Source organism: Dickeya dadantii NCPPB 898, assembly GCF_000406145.1.
GTDB classification, from domain to species: domain Bacteria; phylum Pseudomonadota; class Gammaproteobacteria; order Enterobacterales; family Enterobacteriaceae; genus Dickeya; species Dickeya dadantii.
In genome coordinates, this window is record NZ_CM001976.1 from 3,437,555 (window position 1) to 3,454,792 (window position 17,238).

10 protein-coding genes are annotated in these 17,238 nt (G+C 58.0%); 9 read left to right on the forward strand and 1 reads right to left on the reverse strand.

Annotated elements, in window-relative coordinates:
• The first annotated feature begins 33 nt into the window (after positions 1-33).
• Positions 34-528 carry an SOS-induced cell division inhibitor SulA gene (gene sulA, locus DDA898_RS15440; protein ID WP_013318905.1) on the forward strand — a complete coding sequence of 165 codons (495 nt, stop codon included), beginning with the start codon at positions 34-36 and terminating at the stop codon, positions 526-528.
• 363 nt (positions 529-891) lie between these two features.
• Positions 892-1,953, forward strand: a complete 1,062-nt coding sequence (gene ompA / locus DDA898_RS15445; protein WP_038911657.1) for a porin OmpA — start codon at positions 892-894, stop codon at positions 1,951-1,953.
• 1,485 nt (positions 1,954-3,438) lie between these two features.
• Here the strand turns inward: ompA and DDA898_RS15450 are convergent.
• On the reverse strand, positions 3,439-4,401 hold the full coding sequence (locus DDA898_RS15450; protein WP_038911658.1) for an aldo/keto reductase: 963 nt from the start codon (positions 4,399-4,401) through the stop codon (positions 3,439-3,441).
• A gap of 254 nt (positions 4,402-4,655) precedes the next feature.
• On the opposite strand from DDA898_RS15450, the gene DDA898_RS15455 reads away from it, so the two are divergent.
• The 7 genes from DDA898_RS15455 (at position 4,656) to baeR (ending at position 17,123) form a co-directional block, all read left to right on the forward strand.
• Positions 4,656-5,837: a NupC/NupG family nucleoside CNT transporter gene (locus tag DDA898_RS15455; protein WP_038911659.1), complete on the forward strand. Its 1,182-nt coding sequence runs from the start codon at positions 4,656-4,658 to the stop codon at positions 5,835-5,837.
• Positions 5,838-6,049: 212 nt separating this feature from the next.
• Positions 6,050-7,294: an MdtA/MuxA family multidrug efflux RND transporter periplasmic adaptor subunit gene (locus tag DDA898_RS15460; RefSeq protein ID WP_038911661.1), complete on the forward strand. Its 1,245-nt coding sequence runs from the start codon at positions 6,050-6,052 to the stop codon at positions 7,292-7,294.
• Positions 7,294-10,434: an MdtB/MuxB family multidrug efflux RND transporter permease subunit gene (locus tag DDA898_RS15465; protein WP_038911662.1), complete on the forward strand. Its 3,141-nt coding sequence runs from the start codon at positions 7,294-7,296 to the stop codon at positions 10,432-10,434. Before DDA898_RS15460 ends, DDA898_RS15465 begins: the two co-directional genes overlap by 1 nt.
• Positions 10,431-13,520 carry a multidrug efflux RND transporter permease subunit MdtC gene (gene mdtC, locus DDA898_RS15470; RefSeq protein ID WP_038911663.1) on the forward strand — a complete coding sequence of 1,030 codons (3,090 nt, stop codon included), beginning with the start codon at positions 10,431-10,433 and terminating at the stop codon, positions 13,518-13,520. Before DDA898_RS15465 ends, mdtC begins: the two co-directional genes overlap by 4 nt.
• Before the next feature lie 87 nt (positions 13,521-13,607).
• Positions 13,608-15,011, forward strand: a complete 1,404-nt coding sequence (mdtD, locus tag DDA898_RS15475) for a multidrug transporter subunit MdtD (RefSeq protein ID WP_038911664.1) — start codon at positions 13,608-13,610, stop codon at positions 15,009-15,011.
• An 8-nt stretch (positions 15,012-15,019) separates the two neighbouring features.
• Positions 15,020-16,378 (forward strand): envelope stress sensor histidine kinase BaeS, encoded by a 1,359-nt coding sequence (gene baeS / locus DDA898_RS15480; RefSeq protein ID WP_038901751.1) that lies wholly within the window; start codon positions 15,020-15,022, stop codon positions 16,376-16,378.
• A 13-nt stretch (positions 16,379-16,391) separates the two neighbouring features.
• A complete protein-coding gene (baeR, locus tag DDA898_RS15485; protein WP_033111987.1) occupies positions 16,392-17,123 on the forward strand; it encodes an envelope stress response regulator BaeR in 732 nt (243 codons plus the stop codon).
• Positions 17,124-17,238 lie beyond the last annotated feature (115 nt).

Genomic DNA, 17,238 nt, shown 5'->3' on the forward strand with positions numbered 1-17,238 from the left:
ACCCATACAGTAATGCTGTGAGGTAAAGAAATCATGCGTACTCAAACCATCCGTTCCCGCCATGTCTGCCACTCGTCACACCTGGGCCATAACGCGATGCCGAAAACCGCCTCCAGCGGGTTCATCAGCGAAATCGTCTATGGTGATGATCATCCCATGCTGACGCCGTTGTTGCTTCCCCTGTTACAACAACTGGGATCGCAGTCGCGCTGGTTGCTCTGGCTTTCCCCACAGCAGAAACTCAGCCGCCTGTGGCTGCAGCAGGCAGGGTTGCCACTGGAGAAAATGATTGAACTGCACCGCATCAATCCGGTATCGACCGTTGATGCAATGGAGAAAGCATTACTGACGGGTAATTACAGCGCCGTGTTGTGCTGGTTGCCAAATGAGCTGGATAATGAACAAAAAATGCGGTTGCAAAGAGCGGCACAGCATGGAAATACCTATGGATTTATTATGCGTCCAGAGGAAAAAACAATCATAAGACCATTTTCCACACTAAAAATTCACTCAAGATTGTATCACTAAATGAATATTAGGATTTTTCTTACAGGGATGTAGCAGGCCCCTCGCAGCCCCCGGAAATACAGTGCCCAGGATGTTATTGCGAAGTATTAATATCAAGAGACATCGGGTTAATCTGACAAAATCGTCCATTATTTGTTAGTAATTATGTATGAACGACTGATTTTTTCATGGCGTCTGTCACATCATACTTGTAACTTTCTCACCACGTTGTAGACTTTAGCTCGCTGGAGTTGCCCTTCCATAACGTCAGTTCACTGGCAGCAAGTAATTAGACCAAGGGCAATGTCTCCGAGAAAGGATTTTAACCAAAGGCTGATTAGCTTTCAGAGTTAATTGCCGATTTGGATGATAATGAGGCGTAAAATGAAAAAAACAGCTATCGCGATTGCAGTGGCACTGGCTGGCTTTGCTACCGTAGCACAAGCCGCACCGAACGATAACACCTGGTATGCGGGTGCTAAACTGGGTTGGTCCCAGTACCACGACACCGGCCTGACCGGCAATGGTTACAACGTGACCAACGCTGCGCAGAACCAACTGGGTGCCGGCGCATTCGGTGGTTATCAGGCTAACCCGTATCTGGGTTTTGAAATGGGCTACGACTGGCTGGGCCGTATGAAGTATAACGGCGGCAACCAGGGCAGCTTCAAAGCTCAGGGCGTTCAGCTGGCAGCTAAGCTGAGCTACCCGATCGTTGACGATCTGGACATCTACACCCGTCTGGGTGGTTTTGTATGGCGTGCAGACAGCCACGACAACTCCGGCCTGAACGACCACGACACCGGCGTTTCTCCGCTGGCAGCTGTGGGTGTTGAATACGCTATCACCAAAAACTGGGCAACCCGTCTGGACTACCAGTGGGTGAACAACATCGGCGACGCGTCCACCGTTGGCGGTCGTCCGGACAATGGCCTGCTGAGCGTGGGCGTTTCTTACCGTTTCGGTCAGGAAACTGCTGCTCCGGCTCCGGTTATTGCTGCTCCGGCCCCGACTCCGGCTCCGGCTCCGGTTGTTCAGACCAAACGTTTCACCCTGAAGTCTGACGTACTGTTCAACTTCAACAAAGCAACTCTGAAACCGGAAGGTCAGCGTTCTCTGGACCAGCTGTACTCTCAGCTGAGCACTCTGGATCCGAAAGACGGTTCCGTAGTCGTTCTGGGCTTCACCGACCATCTGGGTTCCGACCAGTACAACCAGACTCTGTCCACCAAACGTGCACAGACTGTTGTTGACTACCTGGTTCACAAAGGTATCCCGGCTAACAAGATCTCTGCTCGCGGTATGGGTAAAGCTAACCCGGTTAGCGGTTCTACCTGCACTAACGTGAAAGCTCGCGCTGCACTGATCGATTGCCTGGCACCGGATCGTCGTGTAGAGATCGAAGTGAAAGGCATCAAAGACGTAGTTACTCAGCCTCAGGCTTAATCGCCGCTGAAATTACGTTTACAAGAGGTACGGTAATCTAATAGGTTGCGGTTACTTCCACAAAAAGCAGTCTCTGTTTTTACAGAAGCTGCTTTTTTTATTTCCGAAAATCTCCCAACAATAACCTCATCCTGCCTGGGAATTTCTCTTTACCTTCATAACATAAATCGATGTCACGACAGAACTCGCGGTTATAGAAACGCCGACATGTCAGTCATAATAACGACGTGGTACAGATGTACTTTCCTACCGAAAAATAAATCAGCGTTATACCCTAAATAATTCGAGTTACAGGACAACACGCTGATGTATTAAGCAACGCCACACGTTGTCCCTTTAGGGCAAGACTCATTTTGAGCCTTGTAACGCAGCAACCAAGTGAATATCCAGGGGATTACATAAGTAAGTGACTGGGATATGCGACAAATCTGCCGGAAGCAGATTTAAACGCAACGCGCTGCGGCCCCAAAGGGGCGAGGCACAGGGATGTTCCGGGTAATAAAGCCAGCGCACCTGCAACTTGAGGTAGCACAGATATATAAAAACACATCGGATAGCTTCATGAATTACCGACTTTAAAATGGCCCCGGTAAAATAATGATTAGATTAGTGGTTAAAAGATAAGAAAATAGAGAAAATATACAGCAGATAAAAAATCACATGATTACTCCCCTCTGTTTAGAGGTGAGTACATAATAGGCCATAGAACCAGCATAAAAACGAAATTCCTGTTAATTTTTGCAGACTAAAAGCGCGCTGCAGCATACGGACTATCATTCAGGTAAAGCCAATTCGGCATCCACAGACGCTATCACACGTGATTACAGTCAAAATAGTAGTGATGATTAGTGTACAAGTGAATTCATTCACGAAAACGACACCGCAGCTGGCTATACCGGGCTATTTTAGCAATCCAGATAGTCTGTCGCAGGCACCTGACCGGATTGGTTAAGGATACTATTTTCTATGAATTATGAGAAAAAGCGAACGGGCGTTCATAATATTACCGACTATTTTGATATTTATTTCTCATATCAACCAGACCGGCCGTTCTGGTCTGGCCGATTTATCATGCCATTGAAGCAAACCAGCAAAGTTCTGTTGTCTGGCTGGAAATAAACCGTGGCAGGATAAAGAATTACAGATACGAGCTAAAGTTCATGCCTGTTTGAATAATACGTTGTTTAAAAGCAGGCCGGCGTTCGCAGCGAACTCGATCGCCTAAGGTGTTCTGGGTAAGGTGCTGACTGGAAAACTATGTAGTCGAGAATAGGTAATATGTCGTGGAGAATATGCAGTTGGGAAAATAAGCCGTACGTCTTCACCTTGCTGGCAACCCGTATCCGCTACTGATTGATAACACCTCGCCACGCTGTTCAAAAAAATAGCATCGGCGCGCACATGAGCACATAAGATGTGGGCGGGAATCCAACGCCGGCCCCCGCCCTGTTATGCCGCGCCGCCGCAACGGCTTACGCCCCTCTATCAGGCGCTGGCGGCATTCAGTTGCTCAATCTCCTGAGACGTCAGCGTCAGCCGGGTCGCGCTGGCCAGTTCCGCCACCTGTTCGACCGAGGTGGCGCTAACTATCGGCGACGTCACGCCGGGCCGGGCAATCAGCCACGCCAGAGCGACCTGACCCGGCGTCGTGCGATGTGCCTCGGCCACCTGATCCAGTGCGTTTAGGATCGCCAGACCGCGCGGGTTGAGATAACGCTCCACCACCCCCTGACCGCGCGCACTTTTGGCGGCATCGGCAGCCGTGCGGTATTTGCCGGACAAAAAGCCGCTCGCCAGCGAATAATACCCGATCACTCCCAGCCCGTTGGCCTTCACCACCGGTTCCAGCGTGGCTTCATAGTGCTGACGATCGTACAGATTGTATTCCGGTTGCAGGGTTTCATAACGCGCCAGGTGGTTATCCTTGCTGACCTGCAACGCCTGCGCCAGACGTTCGCCTTCGTAATTGGATGCACCGATGGCGCGTACCTTGCCTTCGCGAATCAGCGCGTCGAACGCCGACAGCGTCTCTTCCAGCGGGGTACTTTTATCATCATCATGGGATTGATACAGGTCGATATAGTCGGTCTGCAGGCGACGCAGCGAATCTTCCACCGCCCGACGAATGTAAGCGGCAGACAACCCGTGCCGTTCGCCGCCCATGTCCTTGCCCACTTTGGTGGCGATAATCACCCGATCGCGGTTTCCACGCTGTTTCAGCCAGTTGCCAATAATGCTTTCCGACTCACCGCCTTTATTGCCCGGCGCCCAGGTCGAATACACATCGGCGGTATCAATAAAGTGCAGCCCCTGATCCAGCAGGGCGTCCAGCACCCGAAACGAGGCTGACTCGTCAATGGTCCAGCCAAACACGTTGCCGCCGAAAGTCAGCAACGGCACCCGAATTCCTGAATGTCCTAGTTCACGTAATGCGTCAGACGCAGGCATTGTCATCTCCTTGTGTTGTTTCCCAGCCCGACGAGGTTGCCGGCGGGGAATCTTCATCACAGCATTTTCCAGTCAGACATGATGAAATCGCCCTGACATCACCCAGACAGAAGTGAATGCTATGAGACCCACGCTTTAGTTTAGGTTATTTTCCGCGATATAATCTCGCTTTTGCGCCTTACGTCTCATTTTAAGCGCAATCGTTACATAAAATGACGACCAAAAATCGGCCCCTATCATAATTTGGAGCAAACATGTCCAACATTCTGCAATTTATTCTGGCGCTGCTCGTTGTCGCCGGCCTGTCACTGCTGGTGTGCCGCGATCGCAAAAGCATTCGCGTCAGGTATATTGTTCAACTTTTAGTCATTGAAATTCTGCTTGCCTACTTCTTCCTTTATTCCAGCGCAGGGTTGGGTTTCGTTAAAGGCTTCGCGGGTCTGTTTGACAAGCTGCTCAGTTTCGCTGGCGAAGGCACCACCTTCGTCTTCGGCAACATCGGTAACAATAGTTTCGTGTTCTTCCTGAAAGTACTGTGCCCGATCGTATTCATTTCCGCGCTGATCGGTATTTTGCAGCACATCAAAGTCCTGCCGTTCATCATCCGCCTGATCGGTACCATTCTGTCCAAGGTCAACGGCATGGGCAAACTGGAGTCCTTCAACGCCGTCAGCTCGCTGATTCTGGGCCAGTCTGAAAACTTCATCGCTTATAAAGACATTCTGGGGCAAATGTCCGAGAAGCGGATGTACACCATGGCCGCCACCGCCATGTCCACGGTATCGATGTCGATCGTCGGAGCCTACATGTCGATGCTGGACGCCAAATACGTCGTGGCGGCGCTGGTACTCAACATGTTCAGCACCTTCATCGTGCTGTCGCTCATCAACCCCTACGACACCAACGAAGAGAAAGAACTGCACCTGAGCAATCTGCACGAAGGTCAGAGCTTCTTCGAAATGCTGGGCGAATACATTCTGGCGGGTTTCAAGGTCGCGGTAATCGTCGCCGCGATGCTGATCGGTTTCATCGCGCTGATCGCCGGCATCAACGCCCTGTTCAGCGCCGTGTTCGGTCTGAGTTTCCAGGAAGTGTTGGGCTACGCGTTCTATCCGCTCGCCTGGGTGATGGGCATTCCGAAAGCCGAAGCGCTGCAGGTCGGCAGTATTATGGCGACCAAACTGGTTTCCAACGAATTCGTCGCCATGATGGAGCTGCAGAAAGTGGCCGGTCAGCTGTCGCCGCGCAGCGTCGGCATTCTGTCGGTCTTCCTGGTGTCTTTCGCCAACTTCTCGTCGATCGGCATCGTGGCCGGCGCTATCAAAGGCCTAAACGAAATGCAGGGCAACACCGTTTCCCGTTTCGGCCTGAAACTGGTGTACGGCTCTACGCTGGTCAGCCTGCTGTCCGCTGCCGTTGCCGGGCTGGTGCTGTAACCCTGCCGTCTTGAGAATGACATCTCGCTGACACACCCGGCATACGATCCCCGGCGTTCACCGCGCCGGGGATTCTTTTTCTACAAACCCTGACATATCTTCCATATTTCCTCCATTTTTGTCCTCGGTTCACTGTTTAAACTAGTATCATAATATTCAGTGTTTCATGGGCTTATCTTGGCCTGTGCTGATTGGAGGTTCCTTCCATAGCTATGAACGCCGCACGCTTATTTCGTTTTCTGATACTGGCTGTCGTTATTGCCGCGGCGTTTTTCGCCTGGCGTTATTTTCATCCATCACAACCAGAACCCGCCAACGGGGCAACCAGCACACAGCAATCCACCCGTCAGGGACAAGGCCGGAGCGGCGGCGGGCGCCGCGGTTCTTCGGCGCCGCCGCCGGTACAGGCCGCGCTCTCTTCTTCCTCCTCGGTGCCTTATTACCTGTCGGGTCTGGGGACGGTTACCGCCGCCAACACCGTCACGGTGCACAGCCGAGTCAGTGGTCAGTTGATGGCACTCCACTTCCAGGAAGGACAACAGGTCAAAGAAGGCGAATTGCTGGCGGAAATCGATCCGCGGCCGTTCGTGGTGGCGCTGACGCAGGCACAGGGGCAACTGGCTAAAGATCAGGCGCTGCTGGTCAACGCCCGTCAGGATCTGGCCCGCTATCAGCAACTGTCCAAAACCAGTCTGGTTTCCGGCCAGCAACTGGATACCCAGCAATCGCTGGTGCGCCAGTATGAAGCGACGGTGAAATCGGATCAGGGTTCGGTCGCCAGCGCGCAGTTGCAGCTGGATTACAGCCGCATCACCGCGCCGTTTAGCGGCCGCGTCGGCCTGCGTCAGATTGACATCGGCAACTACGTCACCAGCACCGACAACCTGCTGGTGTTAACGCAAACCCACCCTATCGACGCCGTTTTCACCGTGCCGGAAAGCGATATCGCCACCGTGCTGAAAGCGCAGAAATCCGGTCAGCCGGTACTGGTGGAAGCCTGGGATCGCGCCAATCAACACATTCTCTCCCAGGGCCGGCTGCTGAGTATGGATAACCAGATCGATGCCACCACCGGTACGCTCAAACTGAAAGCCCGCTTCGACAACGCCGACGATGCGCTGTTCCCCAATCAGTTCGTCAATATCAAGATGAAAGTGGATACCCTGCAAAATGTGGTGGTGGCGCCGTCGGCCGCGATCCAGATGGGTAACGAAGGGCGCTTTGTCTGGGTATTGAACGACCAGGATCAGGTCAGCAAACACATAGTCACCACCGGTATTCAGTACGGCCAGCAAACCGTAGTCTCGACCGGGTTGAACGCCGGCGAACGGGTGGTTACCGACGGGATCGATCGCCTGACCGAAGGCGCGCGCGTTGAAGTGCTGGCGCCCGCAACGGCGGATACCAAATCCACCGCCGGCACGGAAAAACGTCAGCATAAAGCGGAGAAATCCTGATGCAGGAGCCGACGCCGTTACAGGACGCCACGCCGCTCGACGGCGGTGGGCCGTCGCGCCTGTTTATTCTCAGGCCGATTGCCACCACGCTGCTGATGATCGCCATCCTGCTGGCCGGGATCGTAGGCTATCGCGCGTTGCCGGTCTCCGCGCTGCCGGAGGTGGACTACCCGACGATTCAGGTTGTTACGCTGTACCCCGGCGCCAGTCCGGACGTCATGACCTCGGCGGTCACCGCGCCGCTGGAACACCAGTTCGGCAGTATGTCCGGCCTCAAGCAGATGTCGAGCCAAAGCTCCGGCGGCTCGTCGGTGATCACGCTGCAGTTCCAGCTTACGCTGCCGCTGGATGTGGCGGAACAGGATGTGCAGGCGGCCATTAACGCCGCCACCAATCTGCTGCCTAGCGATCTGCCGTTTCCGCCCACCTACAGCAAGGTAAACCCGGCGGATCCGCCGATCATGACGCTGGCGGTCACCTCCACCGCCCTGCCGCTGACGCAGGTGCAGGATATGATCGAAACGCGCATCGCGCAGAAAATCGCCCAGGTGGAGGGCGTCGGGCTGGTTACCCTGGCCGGCGGACAACGGCCATCGGTGCGGGTTAAGCTCAATCCGGGCGCGCTGGCTGCCTACGGCCTGAGCAGCGAAACGGTGCGCACCGCCATCACCGCCGCCAACGTCAACACCCCCAAAGGCAGCTTTGACGGCCCGGCGCGTTCGGTCACGCTCTCCGCCAACGACCAGATGCGTTCGCTCGATGACTATCGCCAGTTGATCATTACCTGGAAAAACAACGCCCCGGTGCGGCTGCAGGATGTCGCCACGGTGGAGCAGGCGGCGGAAAACACCTATCTGGCAGCGTGGGCTAACCAGAATCAGGCGATTGTCCTCAACATTCAGCGTCAGCCGGGAGCCAACGTGATTGCTACCGCCGACCACATCCGCAGCTTGCTGCCGACGCTGAAAGCCAGTTTACCCAAGTCGGTGGACGTCGCCCTGCTCACCGACCGTACCACCACCATCCGCGCGTCGGTGGACGATGTACAGTTTGAGCTGATTTTGGCTATCGCATTGGTAGTGATGGTGATTTACCTGTTCCTGCGCAACGCGGTGGCGACGCTGATCCCCAGCATCGCGGTGCCGTTGTCGCTGGTGGGCACCTTCGCCGCCATGTATTTTCTCGGTTTTTCGATCAACAACCTGACGCTGATGGCGCTGACCATCGCCACCGGCTTCGTGGTGGATGACGCCATCGTGGTGATCGAAAACATCGCCCGCTATATCGAGAAGGGTGAAAAACCGCTGCAGGCGGCACTGAAAGGCGCGGGGGAAATCGGCTTTACCATTATCTCGCTGACCTTTTCGCTGATCGCGGTGCTGATCCCGCTGCTGTTCATGGGCGATATCATCGGTCGCCTGTTCCGCGAGTTCGCCGTGACGCTGGCGGTGTCGATCCTGATCTCCGCCGTAGTGTCGCTGACGCTGACGCCGATGATGTGCGCACGCCTGCTCAGCCATCACTCGCTGAGCCAGCAGAACCGTTTTACCCGCGCCAGCGAAAAATTCTTTGATTGGGTCATCGCGTGGTACGGCCGTGGTCTGACGCGGGTACTCAGCCATCCGTGGATTACCCTCAGCGTCGCGCTGAGCACGCTGGTGCTGACCATCCTGCTGTATATCGTGATCCCCAAAGGCTTTTTCCCGATTCAGGACAACGGCATCATTCAGGGCACCGTGCAGGCGTCGCAAACCATCTCCTTCACCGGCATGGTGGACAAACAGCAGCAGGTCACTTCGCTTATCATGCAGGACCCGGCGGTGGAAAGCGTCTCGTCGTTTATCGGCGTCGACGGCACCAACCCGTCGCTCAACAGCGGCAGATTGCAGATCAACCTGAAACCGTTGGATGAGCGCAGCGACCGTATTCAGGGCGTGATTGAACGACTGCAACAACGGACGTCCGCCCTGCCCGGCGTGCAGCTTTATCTGCAACCGGTGCAGGATCTGACCATTGATACCCAGGTCAGCCGCACCCAGTATCAGTTCACCCTGCAAACCATGTCGCTGGACGAACTCAGCACCTGGGTGCCGAAACTGACCGCCGAGCTACAGAAACTGCCGCAGTTGCAGGATGTCAGCAGTGACTGGCAGGACAGCGGCGCGGTGGCCTACCTCAAGGTCAACCGCGACAGCGCCAGCCGTCTCGGCATCACCATGTCGCAGGTGGACAGCGCGTTGTACAACGCCTTCGGTCAGCGACTGATCTCCACCATTTACACCCAGTCCAACCAGTACCGGGTGGTGCTGGAGCAGCGCCACGACAGCAGCAACGGGCTGGCGGCGCTGGACGATATCCGGTTGATCAACAGTAGCGGCGGCGTGGTACCGCTCAACAGCATCGCCTCGGTGGAAGAGCGTCAGGGGCCGTTGTCTGTCAATCATATCGATCAGTTCCCCTCCACCACCATTTCGTTCAACGTGGCGTCCGGCTACGCGCTGGGGGATGCGCTGAAAGTCATTCAGCAGACGCAGCAACAGATGCAGTTGCCCAGCGACATCATCACCCGCTTTCAGGGCAGCACGCTGGCGTTTCAGTCGGCGCTGACCAGCACCATCTGGCTGGTGGTGGCCGCGGTGGTGGCAATGTATATCGTGCTGGGCGTGCTGTATGAAAGCTTTATCCACCCGGTCACCATTCTGTCCACCCTGCCGACCGCCGGGGTCGGCGCGCTGCTGGCGTTGATGATCGCCGGCAGCGATCTGAACATCATCGCCATCATCGGCATCATTTTGCTGATCGGCATCGTGAAGAAGAACGCCATCATGATGATCGATTTTGCGCTGGCCGCCGAACGCGAACAGGGGATGACGCCGTATCAGGCCATTTATCAGGCTTGCCTGCTGCGTTTCCGCCCGATCCTGATGACCACGATGGCGGCGCTGCTCAGCGCCGTGCCGCTGATGTTCAGTACCGGCGTGGGCGCGGAGCTGCGCCGCCCGCTCGGCATCTGTATGGTCGGCGGGCTGGTGATGAGCCAGGTGCTGACGCTGTTCACCACGCCGGTGATCTATCTGCTGTTTGACCGCCTGGCGCATCGTCTGCGTCGCCGTCAGCCGCAGGAAGGGGAAGCACAGTGAAGTTCTTTGCGCTGTTTATCCATCGCCCGGTCGCCACCACATTGCTGGCGCTGGCGATAGCGCTGTGCGGCCTACTCGGCTATCAGTTGCTGCCGGTGTCGCCGCTGCCGCAGGTGGATTACCCGGTGATTTCGGTCACCGCCACCTTGCCCGGCGCGTCGCCGGAAACCATGGCGTCGTCGGTGGCGACGCCGCTGGAGCGCTCGCTGGGCCGCATCGCCGGCGTCAATGAAATGACCTCGATGAGTTCGCTGGGCAATACCCGCATCATCCTGCAGTTCGCGCTGGAGCGCGATATCAACGGCGCGGCCCGCGACGTGCAGGCGGCGATCAACGCCGCCCAGAGCCTGTTGCCGAGCAGCATGCCGAGCCGCCCCTATTACCGAAAAGTAAACCCGTCCGATGCGCCAATCATGATCATGACGCTGACATCGGACACCTACGGTCCTGGCCAGTTGTACGACTACGCCTCTACCCAGATCGCCCAGCGCGTCTCGCAGATCGACGGCGTCGGCGACGTCACCATCGGCGGCAGTTCGTTGCCGGCGGTGCGGGTGGCGCTCAACCCGCAGGCGCTGTTCAATCAGGGCGTATCGCTGGACGCCGTGCGCCAGTCGATCGCCCAGTCCAACGTGCGCCAGCCGCTCGGCAGCGTGGACAGCGGCAGCACGCATTACCAGATTCAGACCAACGACGAGCTGAAAACCGCGGACGCCTATCGCTCGCTGATCGTCCACTACAACAATGGTGCGCCGGTGCGCCTGAGCGATGTGGCGACGGTGAAGGATTCGGTGCAGAACGTGCTCAACGCCGGGATGACCAACGCCAAACCCGCCATTCTGGTGATGATCCGCCGGGCGCCGGACGCCAACATCATTTCCACCGTGGATGCCATCCGCGCCTCCATGCCGGAACTGCAGGCCCTGCTGCCCGCATCGATCACCCTGGATGTCGCGCAGGACCGCTCGCCCACCATCCGCGCCTCGCTGCGCGATGTGGAACGGTCGCTGACCATCGCGGTGTCGCTGGTGATTCTGGTGGTGTTCCTGTTCCTGCGCTCCGGGCGCGCCACGCTGATTCCAGCCATCGCCGTGCCGGTATCGCTGATTGGCACCTTCTCCGCCATGTACCTGTGCGGCTTCAGTCTTAACAACCTGTCGCTGATGGCATTGACCGTCGCCACCGGTTTTGTGGTGGATGACGCCATCGTGGTACTGGAGAACATTTCTCGCCATATCGAAGCGGGGATGAAGCCGCTGCAAGCCTCATTGCAAGGGGTGCGGGAAGTCGGCTTTACCGTGGTGTCGATGAGCCTGTCGCTGATCGCGGTGTTTATTCCGCTGTTGTTCATGGACGGCCTGCCGGGGCGTCTGTTCCGCGAGTTCTCGATTACACTGTCGGTGGCGATCCTGATTTCATTGCTGGTGTCGATCACGCTGACGCCGATGATGTGCGCCCGGCTGCTGCGCCCTCACGCGCCCCGCAGCCAGCCGCGCACCCGCGGCTTCAACCGGCTGCTGCTCGGGCTGCAGCAAGGTTACGGCCGCAGCCTGCGATGGGTGCTGAACCACTCGCGCTGGGTAATGATGGTGCTGCTGGGCACTATCGGCCTGAGCGTCTGGTTGTACATCAGTATCCCCAAAACCTTCTTCCCCGAGCAGGACACCGGCCGGCTGATGGGCTTTATCCAGGCCGACCAGAGCATCTCCTTCCAGGCGATGAAGCGCAAACTGCAGGATTTCATGACCATCGTGCGCGCCGACCCGGCGGTGGATAACGTCACCGGTTTCACCGGCGGCATGCGCACCAACAGCGGCTCGATGTTCATCAGCCTCAAACCGCTCTCCCAGCGTGATGTCAGCGCCCAGCAGGTGATTACCCGACTGCGCGCCAACCTGGCGAAAGAGCCGGGCGCCAACCTGTACCTGATGGCGGTGCAGGACGTGCGCATCGGCGGGCGCGAGGCCAACGGCGGCTACCAGTTCTCGCTGCTGTCGGATGACCTGGCGGTGCTGCGAACCTGGGAGCCGAAAATTCGCGATGCCCTGAGCAAGCTGCCGCAACTGGCGGACGTCAGTTCCGACCAGCAGGACAAGGGCGCCGAGCTGATGATGGTATACGACCGCGACGCGATGGCGCGTCTAGGCATCAACGTCTCCAGCGTCAACACGCTGCTGAACAACGCCTTCGGCCAGCGCCAAATCTCCACCATCTACCAGCCGATGAACCAGTACAAGGTGGTGATGGAGGTGGACTCAGCCTACACCCAGGACCCCAGTTCGCTGGATAAGATGTTTGTGATCAACAACGACGGCAAGCCGATACCGCTCTCGTTCTTCGCCCGCTGGCAACCGGCCAACGCGCCGCTGGCGGTCAACCATCAGGGGCTGTCGGCCGCCGCCACCTTCTCATTCAACCTGCCGGAAGGCGCCAGCCTGTCGGACGCCACCACCGCCATCGAGCGCACCATGACCGCGCTGGGGGTGCCGCCTACCGTGCGCGGCCAGTTCGCCGGCACCGCACTGGCATTCCAGCAGTCGCAGCATTCGCAGGTGGTGCTGATCATCGCGGCGATCCTGACGGTCTACATCGTGCTGGGGATACTGTATGAGAATGTCGCCCATCCGCTGACCATTCTCTCGACCCTGCCGTCCGCCGGGGTCGGCGCGCTGCTGGCGCTGGAGCTGTTTGACAAGCCGTTCAGCCTGATTGCGCTAATTGGCATTCTGCTGCTGATCGGCATCGTGAAGAAAAACGCCATCATGATGGTGGACTTCGCGCTGGTGGCGCAGCGCGAAGGGAAGCTGCCGGCGCGCGAGGCGATTTTCCGCGCCTGCATGCTGCGTTTCCGCCCGATCATGATGACCACCATGGCGGCGCTGTTCGGCGCGCTGCCGCTGGTGCTGAGCAGCGGCGACGGTTCGGAGCTGCGCCAGCCGCTCGGCATCACTATCGTCGGCGGGTTGGTGATGAGCCAGTTGCTGACGCTGTACACCACACCGGTGGTGTACCTGTTCTTTGATCGTCTGCAATGGCGCCGCCGCGAACGCACTGACGCGACCGCGCATACCGAACCGTCGGCCTGATGCCGCGCCAGCCGTACCTGTAATAATTCGCCGGGGTTCGCCCCGGCGCCTGCAAGGGACAGGATATTCCCGGGAGTAACACCAAGCATGACCAATCAGCCCGCCTCCGTGCGCTGGCAGTTGTGGATCGTGGCCTTCGGCTTTTTTATGCAAGCGCTGGACACCACCATCGTCAACACCGCCCTGCCCTCCATGGCGATCAGCCTGAATGAAAGCCCATTGCGCATGCATGCCGTGATTGTGGCCTACGTACTGACGGTGGCGATGATGCTGCCGGCCAGCGGCTGGCTGGCGGACCGGCTTGGCGTGCGGAACGTCTTCTTCTCCGCCATCGTCTTGTTCAGCCTCGGATCGCTGCTGTGCGCCCGCTCCACCACCCTGAACGAACTGCTGTTTTCCCGCGTGCTTCAGGGCGTCGGCGGCGCGATGATGGTGCCTATCGGCCGGTTGACGGTGATGAAGCTGGTGCCGCGCGATCAGTACATGGCGGCGATGACCTTCGTCACGCTGCCGGGGCAGGTAGGCCCGCTGATGGGGCCGACGCTCGGCGGTTTTCTGGTGCAGTACGCCAGCTGGCACTGGATTTTCCTGATCAATCTTCCAGTGGGCCTGGTCGGCGCTCTCGCCACCTGGCGGCTGATGCCTAATTTCACCATGCCGTCGCGCCGTTTCGACCTGCGCGGCTTTGTCTGTCTGGTCATTGCGATGGGCACCCTGACGCTGGCGCTGGACGGGCAGAAAAGCCTCGGTTTGTCGGCGCCGGCGCTAAGCGCGCTGGTGCTGGCCGGCCTGCTGGCGCTGCTGGGGTACTGGCTGCACGCCAGAAACAACGAACAGTCGCTGTTCAACCTGCGGCTGTTCAACACCCGCAGCTTTACCATCGGGCTGTTCGGCGGCTGGCTGGCGCGCATCGGCAGCGGTATGCTGCCGTTCATGACCCCGGTGTTTCTGCAAATCGGACTGGGGTACACGCCGTTTCACGCCGGCATGATGATGATTCCGCTGGTGCTGGGTAACATGGGGATGAAACGGCTGGTGGTGCTTATCGTCAACCGGCTCGGCTACCGCGCGGTACTGATTGCCTCCACCCTGACGCTGGCGCTGGCCACCCTGTTGTTTGCGCTGGTGGCGCTGATGAATTGGTACTGGATGATGCCGGTGGTATTGCTTTTGGTCGGCATGGTGAACGGTATTCGCTTTTCTACCATGAATACTCTGACGCTCAAGGACCTGCCGGACGATCTGGCCAGCGGCGGCAACAGCCTGCTGTCGATGTCGATGCAGTTATCCACCAGTATGGGGGTGACCATCGCCGGCCTGTTGCTGGGTATTTTCGCCAATCAACATCTGGTGAGCGGCGCGCCGGAAACCCACACCGTTTTCCTGTATACCTACCTCAGCATGGTGGTGGTGATGGCATTCCCGGCGCTGATTTTCAACCGGGTGCCGACCGATACCGTTCAACAGGCGACGCTGACCCGTTCTTCATGAGGTGAATGATGAAATTCGGCATTACCGCCAGACTGTTTCTGGCGATTTTTTCCACCTGCATGCTGGTGCTGGTCATCATGCACTTTGGCGTCCGGCTCAGCTTCGAGAAAGGGTTTATCGACTACATCCGCCGCGGCAACGAACAACGAGTGGTGCAGATTCGCGGGTGGCTGGAAGAGCAGTACCAGCAGTACGGCAACTGGGATTTTCTGCACAATAACGAGCGCGGTATTTTCCCCATGCTGCGGGCAATGGAGCAGAACAACGATGAAGCCATGCAGGGCTGGCGTACCCGGTTTTGGGTCACGGATGAGAACCGCCGCCGTCTGATCGGCCCGCCGATTCCAATGCCCGCCGGCAGCAGTTGGCAGCCGCTGACCGTGAAAAAACAGACCGTCGGCTGGCTGGTGGCCGCGCCGGTGGAAGGGCTGACCCGCAGCGCCGATATCAGCTTCGACCACCAGCAACAGCGCACCAGTTGGCTGATTGTCGCCTTCACCACCCTGCTGGCCGCGATGGTGACCTGGATGATGTCGCGCGGCCTGCTGGCACCGGTCAAACGGCTGGTCAACGGCATCCACCAGTTGGCGGGCGGGGATTTCGGCACCCGGGTCTCCGCCAACGGACGCGACGAACTGGGGCGTCTGGCGCAGGATTTTAACCAATTGGCCTCGGCGCTGGAGAAAAACGAGCAGTCGCGCCGCGCCTTTATGGCGGATATTTCGCACGAGTTGCGCACCCCGCTGGCGGTATTACGCGGCGAACTGGAAGCGTTGCAGGACGGTGTACGCCGTCCGGACGCCGCAGCGTTCGGCTCGCTACAGTCGGAGGTCGCGCTGCTGACCAAGCTGGTGGACGACCTGCACCAACTGTCGCTGTCCGATTTGAGCGCGCTGGCTTATCGCAAGGCCGCCGTCAACGCCAGCGCCCTGCTGCAGGTGTCGGTGGCGGCGTTCAGAGAACGTTTCCAGCAAAAAGGCATCCGGCTCACCACCCGTCTTCACCCCGAGGCAATCGTGTTTGGCGACCCCGACCGTCTGAACCAGCTGTTCAACAACCTGATGGAAAACAGTCTGCGTTATACTGACAATGAGGGCCAACTGGAGGTGGAAACCGAACTGCGCCAGCAGCGGCTGATTATCCACTGGCGCGACAGCGCCCCCGGCATCAGCGATGAACAGCTGGCGCTGATCTTCGAGCGCTTCTACCGCGCGGAAAGCTCGCGCAACCGCGCCAGCGGCGGCTCGGGGCTGGGGTTGTCCATTTGCGCCAATATCGTTGAGGCGCACGATGGACGCCTGTATGCTGATCACTCCGCGCTCGGCGGCGTGCAAATCACCGTCGAGCTTCCGTTGCACCTATCCTGACACAGGAATCGACATGACAGCATCGTCTCCCGCAGCGGCAGGTGATGAAAGCCTGCCGGTGCTGATCGTTGAAGATGAGCCCAAACTGGCCCAGTTGCTGGTGGATTACCTGCAGGCATCGGGTTATCACACCCACTGGCTGACGCAGGGCGAAGAGGTCGAACCCTGGGTGCGGGAGCATCCCTGCCAGCTCATCCTGCTGGACCTGATGCTGCCGGGCCGTGACGGCCTGACGCTCTGCCGCGCCATTCGCGGTTTTTCCAACGTACCGATCATCATGGTGACCGCCCGCACCGACGAAATCGACCGGCTGCTGGGGCTGGAAATCGGCGCCGATGACTATATCTGCAAACCCTATAGCCCGCGTGAAGTGGTCGCCCGGGTGAAAACCCTGCTGCGCCGCTGCCGCTGGCAACATGAACCGCTGCCGGGCGATGCGCTGCCCGCGCTGCTGATCGACCAGAACCGTTATCAAGCCAGCTATCTGGGCCGTCATCTGGAATTGACGCCCGCCGAATTTCGGCTGCTGAAAACCCTCTCCGCCGAGCCGGGACGGGTGTTTTCGCGCGAACAGTTGCTCGACCATCTGTATGACGACTACCGGGTGGTGACCGACCGCACCATCGACAGCCACATCAAGAACCTGCGCCGCAAGCTGGAAATGTTCGATCGGGAAACCTCGTTTATCCGCACGGTGTACGGCATCGGTTACCGCTGGGAAGCGGCCGTCAGCCAGGAAATCTAGGCGCCGGCTTGTCGCATGCGGCAAGCCGTCAAAGAAACTGTCCGACTCGGTTAAAAATTTGCAATTTTCTCTCAGCTTCCAACTGCTATAACTTAAGTATTCACGTTGCGGGACA